Origin of the sequence: Chryseobacterium sp. BIGb0232, assembly GCF_024810195.1 — a bacterium.
Classification (GTDB): Bacteria; Bacteroidota; Bacteroidia; order Flavobacteriales; family Weeksellaceae; genus Chryseobacterium; species Chryseobacterium pennae.
On sequence record NZ_JANUEH010000001.1, the window covers coordinates 94,865 to 111,757 of the forward strand.

11 protein-coding genes are annotated in these 16,893 nt (G+C 34.5%); 1 reads left to right on the forward strand and 10 read right to left on the reverse strand.

Annotation, left to right across the window (positions count from 1 at the left end; all coding sequences use genetic code 11):
• Nucleotides 1-108 precede the first annotated feature (108 nt).
• From M2372_RS00450 to M2372_RS00485, 8 genes are all read right to left on the reverse strand, one after another.
• On the reverse strand, nt 109-513 hold the full coding sequence (locus tag M2372_RS00450) for a hypothetical protein (RefSeq protein ID WP_123318828.1): 405 nt from the start codon (nt 511-513) through the stop codon (nt 109-111).
• Nucleotides 510-926 (reverse strand): hypothetical protein, encoded by a 417-nt coding sequence (locus tag M2372_RS00455; RefSeq protein WP_123318827.1) that lies wholly within the window; start codon nt 924-926, stop codon nt 510-512. The genes M2372_RS00450 and M2372_RS00455 overlap by 4 nt, the downstream gene beginning before the upstream one ends.
• 2 nt (nt 927-928) lie before the next feature.
• Nucleotides 929-2,140 carry an RHS repeat-associated core domain-containing protein gene (locus M2372_RS25505; RefSeq protein WP_185018769.1) on the reverse strand — a complete coding sequence of 404 codons (1,212 nt, stop codon included), beginning with the start codon at nt 2,138-2,140 and terminating at the stop codon, nt 929-931.
• A gap of 191 nt (nt 2,141-2,331) precedes the next feature.
• Nucleotides 2,332-2,808, reverse strand: a complete 477-nt coding sequence (locus M2372_RS00465) for a hypothetical protein (RefSeq protein ID WP_123318826.1) — start codon at nt 2,806-2,808, stop codon at nt 2,332-2,334.
• 165 nt (nt 2,809-2,973) lie between these two features.
• Nucleotides 2,974-3,435, reverse strand: a complete 462-nt coding sequence (locus M2372_RS00470; RefSeq protein WP_123318825.1) for a hypothetical protein — start codon at nt 3,433-3,435, stop codon at nt 2,974-2,976.
• A gap of 8 nt (nt 3,436-3,443) precedes the next feature.
• Nucleotides 3,444-7,091 (reverse strand): DUF6443 domain-containing protein, encoded by a 3,648-nt coding sequence (locus tag M2372_RS00475; RefSeq protein WP_228455664.1) that lies wholly within the window; start codon nt 7,089-7,091, stop codon nt 3,444-3,446.
• 70 nt (nt 7,092-7,161) lie between these two features.
• A complete protein-coding gene (locus M2372_RS00480; RefSeq protein WP_148060736.1) occupies nt 7,162-9,945 on the reverse strand; it encodes an RHS repeat protein in 2,784 nt (927 codons plus the stop codon).
• Nucleotides 9,946-9,952: 7 nt separating this feature from the next.
• Entirely contained in the window at nt 9,953-11,572 is a 1,620-nt protein-coding gene (locus M2372_RS00485; protein WP_123318823.1) for a T9SS type A sorting domain-containing protein, read from the reverse strand.
• Nucleotides 11,573-12,198: 626 nt separating this feature from the next.
• On the opposite strand from M2372_RS00485, the gene M2372_RS00490 reads away from it, so the two are divergent.
• Nucleotides 12,199-13,041: a M12 family metallopeptidase gene (locus M2372_RS00490; protein ID WP_123318821.1), complete on the forward strand. Its 843-nt coding sequence runs from the start codon at nt 12,199-12,201 to the stop codon at nt 13,039-13,041.
• Nucleotides 13,042-13,269: 228 nt separating this feature from the next.
• On the opposite strand, the gene M2372_RS00495 is transcribed toward M2372_RS00490, so the two are convergent.
• Together M2372_RS00495 and M2372_RS00500 are read right to left on the reverse strand one after the other, a co-directional pair.
• Nucleotides 13,270-15,183: a hypothetical protein gene (locus M2372_RS00495; protein WP_123318820.1), complete on the reverse strand. Its 1,914-nt coding sequence runs from the start codon at nt 15,181-15,183 to the stop codon at nt 13,270-13,272.
• 133 nt (nt 15,184-15,316) lie between these two features.
• The gene (locus M2372_RS00500) at nt 15,317-16,720 is read right to left on the reverse strand and encodes a hypothetical protein (protein WP_123318819.1); all 1,404 of its coding nucleotides are present in this window, start codon (nt 16,718-16,720) and stop codon (nt 15,317-15,319) included.
• Between the last annotated feature and the right edge of the window lie 173 nt (nt 16,721-16,893).

Genomic DNA, 16,893 nt, shown 5'->3' on the forward strand with positions numbered 1-16,893 from the left:
TGCCCTAAACTTACTGAAGAAATTTTCAAAAGGTGATGATGTCCATAACATTATTTTGTATAATTTATAGAAAAAGTAATAATAGGCTTTTTTCATTTTTTACATTTCTTATCCAATCATACTTTTCATCAGATTTACTGAGAAAATGAAATTAAAAATAATTAATACTATAATACTCCAGACTATTATTCCACCTATTAAATTCTTTCGTTTCGGCAATTTTTCAAACTCTTCAAAGTAAGATTTCCATTTATTAGGAGAACTAAAAAAATATATGTTCGAACTGACAATTATAGCATAAGGGATAAATCCTGAAGGCTCTGTAATTGATAAGCTAATTTTTCTACCAAGAAAAATACTTAAATAACCGTAAATAGAAATGCACAACCATATTTCAAGAGCAATTATTACCAAACCCGCCCTGAAATTACTAAAAAAATCACCAAATGGATATGATATTTGTAACATTATCTTATATAATTTATAGAAAAAGTAATAATAGGCTTTTTTCATTTTATTGTGCCATAAAATTTTTGATATAAATAATGTATTGAAACAAAAAAATTCACCGTTATAAATAAGATGATTCCCCAAACAATAATTCCTCCAACTATATTTTTTTTCTTAGGTAATTTATCAAACTCATCTTTATATTTTTCCCATATATTATTATAATAATCAATTGATATATAATTTGAAGCTATAATAAGAATTGCTATTACATATAGTGGTAGATTAGAGCTTAGTTTCGGATTATTATTACTGACAATGTGATAATAATTCCGAATTGTGAAAATAATCCAAAGTTCAAGAGCTATAAGCGCCAAGCTTGCTCTAAACTTACTGAAGAAATTTTCAAAAGGTGATGATGTCCATAACATTATTTTGTATAATTTATAGAAAAAGTAATAATATGCTTTCTTCATTTTTAAAATTTTTGAGAACCATAAGGGAAAATATATTGTCTAGGCATTCCTGAATTGGTATTGATAATACTGTCAAATTGTGTTTGTCTTCTTTCTGTATCTTTTATTGCTCCAGGATGCTCTGCATTACCCATCCATCCACCTGGATAGAAAGCATCTATACCAAAGTAAAACATCGCTGGTATAGCTCCCACAGGAGTTAAACCATAAGCTCCCATTGCTGTATTAAAATAAAATTTATTCTCAGATATCTCACCTCTTTCGAGAGCTCCATAATCCAATAAAACAGCTAATCCAAAAGAAAATCCACCAATAGCTTTTGCAATAGATGCTGCTTTAATAAAAGTACTCCCGTTACCGTAAAATTTACTTCCTAAAAAATTTACAGGTGCATTAGGTCTTGCCGTTCCTATGTAAAATCTATTCACAAATGTATCAATTCCAGTTCCAGCAGCTCCAATGAACCAATTAGCTTTTCCAGTAGTACCATACCCATCATTCGAAGCATTCTCTACAAGCTTCAACATATGCGCCACCATCTCCTGTGCTGTATTTGCATTTCCTTCTGCTCCTCCTGTCCACCAAGTTATGTATCCACTTTTATAATTATTAAATAAATAATCTATAGAATTGGATGTGGAGCCATTAGAATTAAAATAACTCATCAGATTGTTAACACTTGAAGGTGTGTTTGCTGTAAGACCTCCGAAAGCCCCACTTCCTCCACTACCTAAATTCCCAGGATAATAGCTTGTAGTTAATCTTCCGCCACCGCCCAGCATTTGCCCCATGACTCCATTTCCCTGGCTTTCAATAAAACCTGTATACTCTGCCTGCATTGCCTGATAATCGTTAACCAATGCCTTTCTGCCATCAGGGTCAATGAACATTATCGGATTATTTAATCCATAATTATATGGAGAAAATCTACGGGAGATCTCTGCCAGAGGATCGGCAACTCCCCATCTTCCAATGTCCGACATATAAAATCTTGCCCCATAATCATACATTCCCGTTTCCTGAAGCTCTTTACCATTATATTTATAAGAATAATGGCTTCCAAACTTAGACGTTCCCAATGATCCCTGGATATGATTCATCCCAAATGGATAATAATTATTGGTATCGATAATTTCAGGAGCTCCTTCGCTGTTTTTAGCAAAACTTACCCTGGTATTTCCAAGGTGGTCTTTATACTGGTAATATATAATTATTTTCTAATTTAATAGAAGAAAACCATTGCATGATCGGCAATGGTTTCTTTATTATTTTACTGTTGAAAGCACAAGCATGATGCTCACGCCATCAAAGGGGCATTGTAGGCATTATAGCTTCCTAAGCTAGATAGAAGATTGTTACTTAAATTAGGTAATACAATACTCTAATTTTACATACTTATAAATATTCATAAATTATTCTCTTCAAACCATTTTACAATATCTCCTATTAATGATTTTCTGTTTCCTGTATTTTCTATGGTAGGATTTTTTCTTCTTTCTTCAAATATTTTTTCACGATTGTAGTGTCCCACAATAAATGTTAAGAAGGCAGAAATAATAAGGTATGTTCTTATTAAGACACCTCCGTTTTTATCTTTTTGAAAATTATATTGTAAAAATCTTTTTGTTCTAACAAATAAAAGGTGATTGAGAATACCAATCAATAACATACTAATTACAATATATTTGGTTGATGCAATTAATTGTATGTTATAAAAAAAACTTATTAAACCTATTATAGTTATTACATTAATACTTATAATCGTTGTACTAATTGCTGTAGCACTAAATAATGCCTGAAATTCATTCTCATTCTGCTTATCTTTATAGTATCTATAAATTCTGAACAAATAATAATAATAATAATAATAATATGTTTTCATTTAAATTTTAATTTTCTCCCAGTTTGGGGAATAAATAATTACCAGTTGAATATTCATATAAAAAATTTTCCTCCGAAATAAGCAAGAATAATAGCCCGTTACAGGCTATTTAAATAAAAATCAGAGTATTATATCAATACTCTGATTACGATAATTAAAATATTATTAGAATGTTTCTTCAAACCATTTTCTTATTTTACCCTCTAAAGAAGGTCGTCTTTCGATTTGTTCTATCGACGGGTTTTCTCTTCTCTCTTTGAATATTTTTTCACGATTAATATTAGCAAGTATAATAAATGAAACACTTAAAGCAATAATAAACGTAATAATATATATTCCTCCCTTTTTATCTTTGTGAAAATTAAAGCTTAAAAATTTCTTTTTTCTAACAACGAAATAATAATTTATTAATCCAATAAATATAAAAAACATTATAGCATAAAATTTATTGGGATACATCGGTAATAAATTGAAATAGTTAGCTAATCCATGGAAAAATAATATAACAAAACTAGTCAATACTGTACTAACAATAGTCGCACTAAATAATGCCTGAAATTCGTTCTCATTCTGCTTATCTTTATAATATCTATAAATTCTAAATAATAAATAATAATATGCTTTCATTATTTGTTTTAGTTTTTTTGCGGTTTCTCAAACAATGATTCTCCTGTTGAATATTCATATATGAATTTTCCTCCAAAATATGCAAGGCTAATAGGTGCACCCCAGCCAGTAAAACCAATAGCTCCCATTGCCAAGTCAACACTAGCTTCTGTTCCTGTAATTTGTCCATCTAAATATTGATAACCTGTTACAAACATTCCTACACCCCCTACAACTTTTCCTGCTATAGAATACGCAGAAGTTGCTTTTCCAGCTGCTGTATAGCCGTTTCTAAGCCCTTGCACTCCTCTTACAAATTTACCATTGGCTCCTTTTTCTAAAATTTTGGTAGATTTAACAATACCTTTTGCGTCTACCCAATGATACTTACTGTAAATACTTTTTTCTAAAGCGTAATAGGCAATTCCTCCGGCAGTCATAGTATTTCCTACATGTCCCCAATCAAAACCTTCCTGACCAGGTAAGTAATGAGAGGGCTGCTTAATTTCCGGGATATCAGAGTTAGATAGCTTCAGCATATGCGCCACCATTTCCTGTGATGTATTTGCATCTCCTTCTGCACCTCCTGTCCACCAACTCATATAACCATTATGGCTACGCAGTGAATACTCTCCTCCATTAGCGAATACTGAGACTAAATCTTTATAAGCCTGAGTCTGGCCAAAGGTGGCACTCCCACCAAAATTGGTATTCCCACCTAAATTTCCAGGATAGAAGCTTGTACTCAACCTTCCACCACCGCTCAGCATTTGCCCCATGACTCCATTTCCCTGGCTTTCAATAAAACCTGTATACTCTGCCTGCATTGCCTGATAATCGTTAACCAATGCCTTTCTGCCATCAGGGTCAATGAACATTATCGGATTATTTAATCCATAATTATATGGAGAAAATCTACGGGAGATCTCTGCCAGAGGATCCACCACTCCCCATCTTCCAATGTCCGACATATAAAATCTTGCCCCATAATCATACATTCCCGTTTCCTGAAGCTCTTTACCATTATATTTATAAGAATAATGGCTTCCAAACTTAGACGTTCCTAATGATCCCTGGATATGATTCATCCCAAAAGGATAATAATTATTAGTATCGGTAATCTCAAGAGCGCCTTCGCTGTTTTTAGCAAAACTTACCCTGGTATTTCCAAGGTGGTCTTTATACTGGTAAATATAGCGGTTTTCTGCATAACTGTAAAAACCTTCGGCAGTGGGCACAAAATCCAGTTTCCACGCTGGTGTTAAATCAGAATCAGGAAAGATTGTGCCTCTATTTGTATAAGCCTGTTCTTCAAAAGCAGATTCTGTACGGCAGGTCAGACAGATCCCGCCTCCCTCAAAATAACGATACTGAAAACCATCCAGATAATCCGTAATCTTTGCAACAGGAGTTTCTCCTCTTCGCCCTCCCTGTTTAAAATAAGTTTTTCTAAGCTTAGTTCCATCTGCACGGTAAAGGTAATCCAGACTATAAGAATAGGTCCCAAAATCAGATGTTTGAACAATGGATAATCTCTGAGGAAGATTCAGATGATTATAAACAATAGATTGAATCCCTTTATCCTTCATATTGATCATATTCCCGTTTGAGTCATAATCAATCATATTATCTCCTCCTTCATAACCGGTATCGTTTAATGCGTATTCTTTTACCTGATTCAATCGGTTTCCTGTATACTGATAGTCAAGATCATCCACTTGTGTTACTGTAGTGCTGCCGGAAATTGGGATAGCATTTCTTTTCAATGTTTTTATATTTCCGTTCATATCATACGTCACCCTTTCATTAAAAGTATTATTGAAGGGAGTCGTTGAGTTCGGCTCAGAATATACAGCATCCCGAAGCCTGTTTACCTGATCATAGCTGTAATTATAACGTTTCAATATACCTTCTGATGCATTTTTCCAATCTATTTCCGCAATATTTCCATTGTATTTTCCGGGAGCAACATTCGGATTTTGAGGGGTTACATATTTTATTTCATAACCAAAAAGCTTGCTCCCAAGATTTGCAGGGTCATTTATTTTGGAAAGCCCACCTTGGATATTATAGGTATAATCTATACTTTGAAGCGGATTAGCGATATCGATACCACCCACCTTTTTATTTTTGAGCTGAGAAAGTTCATTGTATTCATTTCTGGATAAAATTTCTTCAGGCTTATCATTGATTTTATGTTTGTGAACAAGTAATCTGTTTTGAGCATCATAGGTAAAAGTCTGTGTGATCACTTGTTCGGCATCAGTATCCAGTCTTTTATGATATACTTTAGACTGCTTCGTTAATCCTATAAAATCAAGCTCCAATTCTGTCTTGGTATAGCCTCCCAGGTGGTTAATAGAATTGGTAGCCACCACTCTGGATTTGGAATCATACCAGTTCCAGGTTTTGGTCCAGTCATCATTTTCGATATTCTTTACATAAGAAGCCGTAGGAAGATTTTTGGTATTCAGAGAAGCAGTAAGGTCGTCCTTGATAGTATTTTGTCCCATGATTTGTGTAGGAACAGCCGGAATCCCAGAAGGATAAGTATCATAGTAATTAACACTTAGAATAGATTCCGTATCCACCATAAAATAATTATTGACATAATAAACCGTCATCCCACTTTTGGTGAATCCCTGCGTGCTTCGAGGTTCTGTAATAATCAGGTCTTTAATCAGATCCTGTAAAACAGATCTTTTTGCGGTTGATACCACAATACCTGTATAGGCAACTCTTCCCAGAACATCATATTTTGTAATGAACCACTTGCCCTTCAATGCCATTGCTGCATCCTGGGTCAAGACCAGTCTGTCGGCTTTATCATACACCATATACTCCCAGCCTTTTCCAGGCAGCTTTTTTTCTACAAGCCTTCCTGATCCGTCGTATCGATATTGATAGCAAAGATTATCCTTTACCGTTCCATCCAAGGAAACAACAGAGGCCAATGGAGGAATTACCAGAATCAACTGTCCGTAATCATTGTACACATAATAGGTATCTATATTCTGGGTTCCATCATTTTTACGGGTTAGAATGAGCTGTCCTGCTGTATTTTTAAACTCAACGGTTATATTTCCATCACCATCAGTAACCGTAGTTTTTATCAATTGATTATTCGCGTAGGTTCCATTTTCAGTCACAGCAGAAACAGTAGCGCTATCACTCCACGAATTAGATACCGCATACTTTTTTACTTCTCCATTCATGTTGGCACTGTATTCTATCTGAACCGGATGCGAAGTCCAGTCATTTCCAATCGGAATCACTTTATTAACTCTGCTTAAAGGAGAGCTTTCCATCTGTTTTTCAGAGTAAATTTTTTCAGCACCATAGATCCCCGGAGCATTAGCCAGCGGTGATGTATACTTCGCACCAGACTGTGTAGCCGTTTGCGGAACAGGAAGGTATTCTTTATTTATTCTCCCGAAATCATCATATTCTATATGGGTAACTATATCCTTTCCCGACGGAGTGGCTGCAATATCCACAAGTTGGGTATTTCTTCCCAGCCCATCAAAATATTGGACAGTCTCTGTTTTTTTGACACAGTTTTCATCAAGACAATTCTTGACATAGGTATAGTTCTCTGTAGTCGTGGTATTTAATGTCTGGGCCTGAGAATATCCCAAAGCCAACACAATACCCAGTATATTTAAATATTTTTTCATAGTTGATAATCATCATAAATTGTGAAACATGATCTCTGTAATTGTCTTATATACAATCATCGGAAAATCATTAATGCCTATAGTTATACTGATATTCACTGACTGTCTTACCGTTTCCGTCCATTATTTTTATCAGCCTGTTGAATGCATCATAAACATAAGTTGTTTTCATTCCGTTAGGTGAAATACTGTTGGTAACCCCTATCATCGGATCATAAGTAGAGGTGGTCATAACATAATCTTTAAGGGCAGGATCTTTACGCATATTCTCCAAAGCCTGTAATAAAACTGCTTCATTATCAGGATTGTCTGCATCAGCATTGGAGGCTGATACAGCAGCTATAACAGATTGCAATACTGATACCTGATTAAAGGAAAGCCCTTCAATCTTTGCAATAGGGTATGTTTGGTAATATCCCCAAATGGTAGTAACCGGAACATTATCTTTTCCGCGTGCCTGAAGCAGATTTCCTTTATCATCATACTGCTCCATATACCCTTCTGTGACCTGATTTTGGTTCTGTGTATTAAAGCTTGTTACGGACGAAGGATGCAGAGATGAAGCAGCATCATACTTTGTTTCTGTTTTACCTACAAGAATTCCGTTCACTTTTACATTCGTCTGCAATGGAACAGAAATCATATTGGCATTGATAAGTCGGGTGTTGTTCAGATCTCCGGCATATTGTATTTTCTTTTCAGTAATTTTCCCATCTGGAGCAGTTTCTTTCATGGTTGACAGCTGAAAATTGGATGGATTAAATGTAGATTCTGATATATTTTGCAGTTTTGTTCCATTGCTGTAGTAAGTATTGGATACCGTTTTGGATGATTTTAACCAAGATGCCTTTGATTTATAACCAGGACATACCATATATTCATTTACTCCATTAATTTCATCAAATACATAGTCCATATTTTCATCTGATAACAATTGATTTTGCTTATTAAAAGTCTCCATTTTCATCTTAACCCCTGAAGACACCATGTTGTAGTAAGGCCTGTACCACGATTGATTATTCAGAATGTAGTCATCAAGCGTTTTAAAATAATGTTTGGTATATCCCAAGTTACTGGAAGGTTCTCCATAAATTTCCTTGACATTTGTATAGATTATATATCTATCATCATAATCAATATCTTCCCCATGGGTGCATGTTTCGTTATAGAACATCTTCCCACTTGAAGAATTGGAATCTGTAAAAAGGTCGTAGTTATAAGTAATTGTTTTCTTTACTATTTTATTAGCATCATAATATTTTATACTTTTTATACGCGGAATTTTTACATAATAACTATTTCTAATAGGGCCATCAGTATTGAAAACGGCATAATTAGTGAGTGACCCATTACCATTTCCACTGATTTTAATGGTATAAGTACCTGTAGGCAGATCATAATTTTCTATCCAAGGACATCGTTTTTGATACTCAACCAACTTCTGTCCTGCAGAATTAAAGAGCTCATAAGTTGGCGGGATAATAATATCCCCATGCATATTTTTAATAACATAGGTTTCATCAGCATTAAAAATCACACGGTACATTTTTTTCTTTGGAACCTGAAAGGTATAATTACGAGTAGTATGGGTGTCAAAATTAATGCTATCTACGACCTTTAAATATTGATGATTGGGTTCTCCAATATAATCATCAGAAAATTGAGAATTAACCTTATTTGCATAGATTTCTCCTGCTTCAAAATTATATTCGACCTGCCCTCCTTCTGGCAGTGTCATACTCTTTAAAGCAGAGACAAAATATTTAGGATTTATTGGTCTGGTATCGGTGCACACATAATCCCCGTATTTATTAGGATCGGATAAGGGTCCGTAATTGTTTAACGATTCACTACTATAGTCAAACGTTCGCTTTTCTATTTCCTTAAGGCTTTTATCCAATTTAATCAAGTATTTAAGATTACTATTCCAATAATCAAAGCTGTACTTAGAAATCAAATGTGAAGACTTATTCCATTGTGAAATCGTTTTTATCTTATAAGGATCTTCATTTTTATCAAATGTCTCAACATCCTGATCAAACACGTTTTCAAAAGTTATTTTACCATATCTTGTAGATATGGTTTCCAATTTACAATATTGATACAGCAGAACAAGTGACTGATAGCCAACATATTTACTCTTTTTTTCATAGGTAAAATTGGCTATCTCAGTATTACTTTCATCTACAATCTTAGTTAAATAAAAAGCGGATCTGTAGTTAAATCCACTACTGTATCTAACATCAAATCGGGCAATACTATAATCACTAAAAACATATTTAAAACCCTTAGTATCAGTTATTGTAAATGAATTCAGGATAAGTGTTGCAGGGTTAGAATCTCTTGTATATTCTATTTTAAGATTATTTCCTGAGATATTATTTACTGTAAATGTATTATTGATAGTATCTCTTACAATCTTGAATTTCCCTGAATTCCCAGGGAAATTATAATAATAAATATCATCAAACTTATTTTTTTTGTAATCATATTTACTTGCATCCTGATATTTCTCATCAGGATCATTAACATTTTCTTTAGAAATGACCCCTCCTTTAATCATTGACCATCCGATACCTACTTCAGTTCCTCTTTTATTGGGTCCGGAGTTATATACGTGATAGTTTAAACTCACTGAAAGATTCAGGTTTTGATTTCCTGTGGGCAATGAAAATAATGGAAGGGATATATCAGGAACTCCAGTGGATAATGAGACCGGTGTATTGACATAAGACGCCATAGAAGAAACCGATGGCACAGGAGCCGAAGTATCCCCAAAGTTTCTTTGAGTAGATGAAGTTTGTGACCAACTCCAGTTAAAGAGTAATATTAATATTAAAAATATTCTTTTCATACGTGTTTTATTTCTTAATTAATTTAGCATTCGCTGTTTTATTAGTATCAGTTTTTATGGTAACCAGATAAGCTCCCTGCACCAAAGCCTGGGTATTAATCTTAGTCACTCTGTTCTTTGTTTTCAAATTTTGAAGCTGTCTTCCGCTCATATCATACAGCATAATATCAGCTTCTTTAAAATCAAAACCTATTTCTATATAAGCATAATCAGATACAGGATTCGGATAGATCTTGATATCATATTTTTCAATCAGATCATTTACCTGTTTATCACCAAGCTTTACAATCTTCCAGTTTTCTTTCCCTAATTCTTTGGCACTGGTTCCTGCCAGAATAATAGAACCGTCTCTGTTGAGTTTCAAATCTGAAAGTCTTTCTTCTTTCTGTCTGGATTCTCCTGTTACATGTTTTCGCCACTGTTCATTTCCATTACCATCCAGGTAGATCATCCAGAAGGTCTCATCATCTTTTTCTATTCTTCCTTCTGCCTGGGTGTAACCGCCTAACAGAATTCCTTTCGAGGATTTGTCGTCTCCTGAACGGATCACACTGGCTCCCATCAGAATATCACGGTTTTTGAAATTGTAGGATTTCTGCCACTGTTCATCACCTTTTTCATTTAAAGAAATCAGCCACAGATCGGTTCCTTCTTCAATTCCAACAGTCTTGTTTCCTGATCTTTCGGATCGGGATTCACCGCCGATGATATAGCCATTTGAGGTCAAAGACAGGGTTCTGATATGGTCATCTCCTTTTCCACCATAGTTTTTTTCCCATTCTACTTTTCCGTTTTTATCCAGTTTGATAATCCAGTAATCTCCTTCACCGAAGTTGCTGCTGGCTTTTGGCGTCTGGCTAATGGCTGTTGAACTGACAGATCTTTCATCTGAAGATTTACTTTCAGGATTTCTTACCTCCAAATTCTTCACCTCGGAGCTCCTTGAATAAATCCCCAATAGGGCTCCACCATCTTTTGTGGGAATCATTTTCTCTACTTCATCCAAACCTTTTCCACCTACTATCAATTGAGAGAGTTCTTTTCCGTCTTTATCGAGTCTGGTGATCCAGACATCTTTGGAGCCATACCCTTGGGAAGAGTTTTGTACATTCCCGGCTACAAAAAAGCCTAAATCTGTACTTTGAATGACTGCTTTAGCTTCTTCATCGGAAGAGGTTCCTAATGTTTTCTGCCAGATTTCATCTCCGGATTCACTGATTCGGATCAGCCAGATATCTGAACCTCCTTTGGAATCTTCTTTCTTATCCAGTCCTTTTCCAGAGTATGAGGTTCCTGCTAAAAGAAATCCTCCCTCCTGAGTGCTGACTGTTGCAGATAAATAATCGTGATTGTTTCCTGAGAAATACTTTTCCCAGGCTTCTTCTCCTTGCTGATTAAGTTTAACCAGATGGAAATCATAGCCATTGTTTTGTTTACTTCCTGAAGTTTGCTGTTTGTTGCTTTGTATAGAGCTTCCTGTGATAAGATACTGCTGATCGATAGTGGTAGTGACCTGGCTAAGGAAATCCTGAGTAGAGGACTTGACATCTTTCTGCCAGAGAACATTCTGGGCAGATACGCCAAGAATTGTGCATACAGTACATGCACTGAGATAAATCTTTTTCATTCCCGTGTTGTTTTGAGTTTAATGATTAGTTTTCAAATTTTCGCAAATTTAACTTTTTTTAAATCACGACAATATGATTTAGCATATAATACTTCTAAACATGATGATATTTCTATCAATATTTGTCATTTCATATCATTCTCATACAAAGCTACAATGCGACTGCGACAGAAACTGTCGCAATATTTAAATAAATTACAAAAGGATACTCAACAAATTACTGTATTTAATTTAATCAAGCTTTCAAATGCAACTCACACCCATGAGATATTCCCGCACTTAAATCACTCAATTTTGATTTTTGGAGACAGAAATTAACAAAAAAGGGATTAATTCAGTGAGGTTTTCAGCCATTATACCTACTCAATTTTGTATAATATACCGGATAATGATGTCAATATTGAATACTATACAATTAAAATTATAAGATTTTGCATCTATCAAACCCTTTTATAGAAGGGCTATTCAGTTAAATGTAGTATCTATGTAGAACCAGTCCAATATTAATTTACAAAAGAAAAACAGAGGGTGTTTTGTTTTTTATTTTATTTTTAATTTCAACACAATAGGTTATCCATATTTCCTATAGTCTAAAAAAACATTAATCACCAAAAAACACCCACATTATGGAATTACACAAGAAGATCTTATTGGGATCATTTATTTCAATGGCTATAGTATCATGTAATACTACAAATGATAATGTAGAAGAAAAAAACCCACAAGAACAACAAACACTCTCAGCATTGCAAGCTATACCCCAGGCAGATATCCCTGCCGGTTTTGAAAAAACACAAATGTGTAAAGATGTTTATCTTCCCGGGCAGGATTATATTCCCGGAACAGCTTCAAAAGGAGCAGTCGTTACCAGTAAAAAATGGCCTAATGGCAGCGTAATCACTGTAAGTCTTAATGGAGGAACCACTAAAGTTCGTAACAAAGTGATGCAATATGCTAATGAATGGTCTCAATATGCCAACATCAAATTTAACTTTATCACCAGTGGAACAGCACAAATCCGTGTTACCTTCACTGCTAACGCAGGCTCTTATTCATATATAGGAAAAGATGCTCTTAGTATAGCTTCCAATAAGGAAACAATGAACTTCGGCTGGTTTAATGATTCAACAAGTGATTCAGAATTCAGCAGAACAACCATCCACGAATTCGGACATGCTCTGGGAATGATCCATGAGCATCAGCATCCTCTAGCAGCTATTCCATGGGATAAGCCAAAAGTATATGCCTATTATGCAGGAGCTCCAAACTACTGGTCTCAAGCTCAGGTAGATAATAACCTTTTTGCAAAATACTCAACTTCTCAAACACAGTATAGCACTTACGATAAATTATCAATTATGCATTATAGCATCAGTTCAACGCTGACTACAAACGGATTCAGTGTGGGAAATAATACTGTTTTATCTCCTACAGACAAACAATTTATCGCATCAGTATATCCAAAATAAGTAAGCTACTTATCTCCATATGAGTCTGCCCTGGGTAAAATCAGGGTAGACTTTGTATGTTCACAACCGGTATGCAGCGGAATAGTTTTCAAATGATTTTCTCTAAGCGTCCGGAGACTTTGCAGTGAGTGATGACCTAAATCGTAGTTATTATATTCAAATAGTACTTTATTCTAAAACTTAGAGTCTGCTTAATGGCAAGGTTTTCATAAGTAAAAAATAAAGTTTTTAAATCCCAAACTCGTCTCTTTCCCAAATACATAAATTCCTTGTTGGCAATCCACAATAAATAGCTATTTCCGGGCGGTCCAGCTGCGATTCAAGATCTACATCCGCATCCCATACGGCTATATTTACTTCTTTTAAACTAGGTAAAGAGCTCAACACCCGTACGTCTGTAACTCTTGTATGTAATAAATCCAGACGTTCTAATTTTTTTAATGGTTCTAAACCGGAAATATCATCAAGCTCCATACTTTCCGAGAATGTCAGCCATTTCAAATTAGGAAATTTCGATATTCCTTTTAAATTAATCTTATTTTGAAGAACTGAGACATCTAATTTTTCAAGGGAAGGTAAATTTCCGAATGAAGAAAAGTCTTTAATTTCACTATTTTGCAGATCCAGAACTTTTAGCTTTTTCAAGTCTTTCAATTGTAGCTCTTTTACCCCTTGAAGTTTCAGAAATTCTAAATTAGGAAATCGACTCAGCCCCTTCACTTTACAATTATAGGCAGAAAACCGCAATCTTTTTAAGGATTTCATTTTGGGAAGTGTTTTAACATCAAATATCCTGTCATTGATGATTTCCAGTGACTTTAAGCGTTTTAAATGTTCAAACCCTGTAAAACGTGCTCTTGAGTTAAAAATTAAAAATTCCAACTTTTTTAAATTTCCTACATCAAAAATTGTCTTAGTTTTTTCAGTACTTACAGATAGTTTTTTTAATTTTTTAAGTTTCATGATAGATTCAGCAGTTTGTACAGAAACTTCACTCCCTATTTCTAAAGTTTCCAGAGCCGTAAACTGTTCAATTGGATAGATTGCCGGTATTTCCACAAATTCAAAAAAATCCAGCTCTTTCAGCTGATTTTTTAACGGAAGCAGTTTTGAAAAATTTCGAGACTTTATATTACTTTCTCCATGGTATGATAGTTCAAAACAGGTCAAATTAGGAAAATCGCTAAAATAGTTCTGTTTTTTGATAACAGAATCACTAACATTTACGCTTTTAATCTGCTTTGCAATGGGTAAAAAAGCATCCACATAAAATGTAGAGTCATCCAATGAAAGCTTATTTACCTTTTCAAATTCCCCGAGATCCTCAATGGTTTTTTCTTTAAAATTGGTAAAATGCAGTTGATTGATATAATTTCTGATGGCTATTACATTTTTTAAACTGAATGGCTTTTCCGCCTGAACAAAATGACAGATTATTTTTCTGTCAAAGGGATTTTCCAGTTCATATCTCTTTTCAATGGTAGTATTCGTATCCATCTCAATTTCTTCAAGCTTCTTAAACTCCGAAAGCCCTGTAATACTTCCTATCTGACAGTTTATGAACTCAATGTCTTCTACCGATTTTTTAAAAGGTATAAAAGAAATATCTTCAAACTGCGAGTTGGCAATATGGATCATGCGGATTGATTTCTCCTTTATTTTTTTAGGATGACAGGTGAAAGTTATCTTATCGAGATGTAATGAATACAAGCCCTCTATATTACTTATTTCCTGAATGTTTTCGATATGACAATTATTAATGAAAAGATGCTTGAACCCTTTCTTTGGTCCTGACATCTGAAGGCCATTCAGACAGGCAGCATCAAAACTCATATTGGAAAAGCGCATTTCATATGGAAACTCGCTTATTATATTACAGTCCGAATTTTTGAATGTTACATTATCAAAATTGAAATAAGAGCTATTTAATTTTAATAATTCGGAAAAATTGGTAAGAGTGCAGTTCTTGAGGTCTACTGTTCTTATCTTATCGAGATAGGGTAAAAACCAGGAAAAATCATCGATTATTAAGTCTTTGAGTTTTAAATATGATTTATTATAATTCTCTTCTGGATTTATACCTAGAATCTGCTTAATTTCTTCGTCCGTTTTCGGTGTTATGTTTACTTGGTCTTCTTTCATTTGGCCTGTTTTCAATTTCTGGTGATACTATTTAAATATGGATCTCATTCAATGATCGGAATATCATTTCTTCTGATATTTCAGCAGCAATTTCTCTTAGTGAGGGTTAAAAACAATGAGCGACAATTTTTTATTAAGTACATTGAAAAAACTGTCGAACCAACCTTGTTTTTGGAGAATAATACAGATAATAGCTTCCGAACAGTATCCCTTCGTACAATTGGGCAATAAACACCATGGTATCTCCGTTTTCGTCCTTCAGTTCCGGTGCATCATAATCGGTTACATAGTCTCTATCCTGAAAAGGATCGCTTAATATATTCATATGATTAGCATCATAATCGGCCTGGATTTCTTCTTCTGTTTTCTCACGCATATAATCTGCTTGATCCCAGATAGGTTCCGTACCAGTGCTTAACAGTAATGAATCATATCCCATCTCCGTATCAGATGCAATAAAATAACGTGTTTTTTCTGGAATTTCTTCAAAATAGGTATCTATATTATCCTCACACCTTTTGATAAACTCAGGTGTAAAATCTCCTGGTAACTGATCATCAAAACACAATACTTCATAGATATTATCTTCAGTTAATCTGAAATCTACCCAGGTATTAAAAACCGGCACAATCACAAAATGAAACCTCAGATCAGTATATTTTTTATGGGCAATGGACCCCGGAAAACTGTATTTAGGTAATAGAACCATCTGATGGAAGTAAGATGGATCGGTAAAAACTTTCGACGGATCTGAAATTTCTTCTAAAACATCTATACTCGGATCAGGATTTTCGAGTCTGTTAAAATAAATCTGATGCTCTTGCCTTCTCGGAGACTTAGAAAACTGACGGACAAGTTGTGTTTCCCTTGAATAAAAAAGGTAATGTGAACCCGGAAAATTTGGTGCATACAAACGGCATACAAATTCTAAAGTATTTCCGTTTTCGTCTTTGAAAACAGGCAGATCATAATCGGTGGTATAATTGAAATCTTCATCAAATTCCTCATATTCAAGTTCTCCTTCTTTTTCAAGTTCATAAAGGCTTTCATTTTCCACCTCTGTGGTCTGCCTCAGATAGGTACTGAAATCCCACTTCACTTTCCCTGTAAGTAATGTTATATCTTCTTTATGATAAAAGGTATCCTTCTCGCTATATACTGAAGGTTCACTATTTTGCTCAAAATAAACCTGCATGGCTTCGGTATACAAATCTATCAATTCAGAAGTAAGCTCAGGAACAGGCTTACCATTAAAGCCCAGCAACTCATATTTATTTCCATCGATTAATCTGAAATCTGCGTACTCAAAAAGCGTCGGAAATGCCATAAAGTGAAAAGTTAATCCTTCCAGTTCCGGTTTTGCAAGACTTCCTGGCAAGGAGAATTCAGGAATCAGAATCTTCTGTTCCTTGTATTTTTTATCTTTTTCAACTAGAGTTTCTGTAGGATAGCTTGTCAGTATTCTGTCAGACTGAACAGAAGCAGTATCAGAAGAACCAGCTTTTTTATAACTGGTAAATTGTCTTGGGTTTATCATGGTCTTAGTGTTACAGGGTTAGCCGTTTTTTGGCTGTATTAGTTTATTACATTGAAAAATCCGTCGCAATATAGGAACTTTATCCATATTTTTTGACAGTTAGATTATTTCTAAAAGAGCGGTTTCATTTTTTTTGTTTTTCTAATATTTTTTAAACTATTTGTATCAGTTTT